This window comes from Flavobacteriales bacterium, from assembly GCA_020435415.1.
Classification (GTDB): Bacteria; Bacteroidota; Bacteroidia; order JACJYZ01; family JACJYZ01; genus JACJYZ01.
Map to the genome: position 1 here is coordinate 1 of JAGQZQ010000172.1, position 1,374 is coordinate 1,374.

Annotated in this window: 3 protein-coding genes; 2 read left to right on the forward strand and 1 reads right to left on the reverse strand. The window is 44.2% G+C overall.

Annotation, left to right across the window (positions count from 1 at the left end; translation table 11 throughout):
• Together KDD36_15155 and KDD36_15160 are read left to right on the forward strand one after the other, a co-directional pair.
• Positions 1-399 (forward strand): T9SS type A sorting domain-containing protein (locus tag KDD36_15155; protein MCB0397986.1); only part of this gene is annotated, 399 nt, incomplete at its 5' end.
• A gap of 54 nt (positions 400-453) precedes the next feature.
• Positions 454-693, forward strand: coding sequence for a hypothetical protein (locus KDD36_15160; GenBank protein MCB0397987.1), 240 nt, complete (start codon positions 454-456; stop codon positions 691-693).
• Between the two features lie 122 nt (positions 694-815).
• Here KDD36_15160 and KDD36_15165 read toward each other — a convergent pair.
• On the reverse strand, positions 816-1,374 hold a 559-nt coding region (locus tag KDD36_15165; protein MCB0397988.1), incomplete at its 5' end, for a biotin/lipoyl-binding protein.

Here is a 1,374-nt window from a genome sequence, read left to right on the forward strand (position 1 = left end):
ATTATAGCTACAGATGATGATGGCTGTCTTGTTTACGGAACCAGCTTTACAAACGATTCTGTACTTGAAAGAGATGTGCATATCTGGAAAGTATTGAGGGATGAAATCAACATCATAACTAATGTTTCAGAAACAGATGAGCCAACAGAAAACATCACAGTCTTTCCCAATCCGGCAACTGATCAAATATTCATTCAGCTTGGCAAGGGTCAAAACTGGGATCAATCGACAGTTTCTGTGTTTACCATCTCCGGGAAAAAGGTATTCCAGCAAAAGATCTGTCAGCAGGGAAATTTACTTCAAATGGATATCCGGAATTTGGAGAAAGGTACCTATCTGTTGCAGGTTACCGGAATGAACGGGAAGGTGCTTGAATCGGTGAAGGTGGTGAAGAAATAGATACCCTTTAAGTTCGTTTTCTCAATATGTTATCTTTGTAATAAATAAACTGTGATGGATATTCAGCAGAAAAAACCTGAACTGGTAAAGCTCATCATCGAAACGGGCGAATCCGATCTATTGGATGTGGTGGAGATGATTCTTAAAGGGAAGAATAAGGAGGACTGGTGGAGCAAATTAAGCGAAGTGGAGAAAAGATCAATTGAGCAGGGCCTCGAGGAAGCAGACCACGGAGAAACCATCCCGCATGAGCAGGTGATGAAAGAGGTAAAAGAAAAGTATAACCTGAAATAATAGAAATTGTCTGGACACCCTCTTCGAGAATCACTTATTTCAAAATATTGGAGTATCTTGACTCCGCCCCTGACGGTTTGTAAGCGCCCATCGCCCCAGACAGTTTGAAACTGTCTGGAAGATTATTCTCCCATCACAACCAGCTCCCGGCTACCATCCACCATCTCGCCGGTTTTTACGTTAACTTTTTCTATCTTTCCGTCTTTCGGACTTAGGATATTGTTTTCCATCTTCATTGCTTCCACCACCATCAGGATATCACCTTTTTTCACTTCGGCGCCGTCTTTCACATTGATCTTGATCACCTTGCCGGGCATGGGTGAGACGATCCCGCCATTGCTGCCACCCATCTCATGGGTTCCGAGGTAATCTTCTTTCGGGAGGACATCATAACGGACCACTGTAAAAATATGTCCGTTCAGGCTTACGAAGCCCCGGCCCATCTTATCCCTTGAAATAAAAAATTCCAGGCCGTCTCCGTCTACACTCATCTCGAGGATGTTTTCTTCCATCGATCGCAGCTCGCAAGCGTAGGTTTTGCCATTAACCGACAATTCCATTTCGCCGTGACTACTCTTTACGATCCTGGCTGAAACCGGATTTTCATCCACATTCATCTTGATCTCCATCAGGTCGCGCCAGTAGCCGATTTCCTTCCAAACGTTGTATTCGTCCGTATCG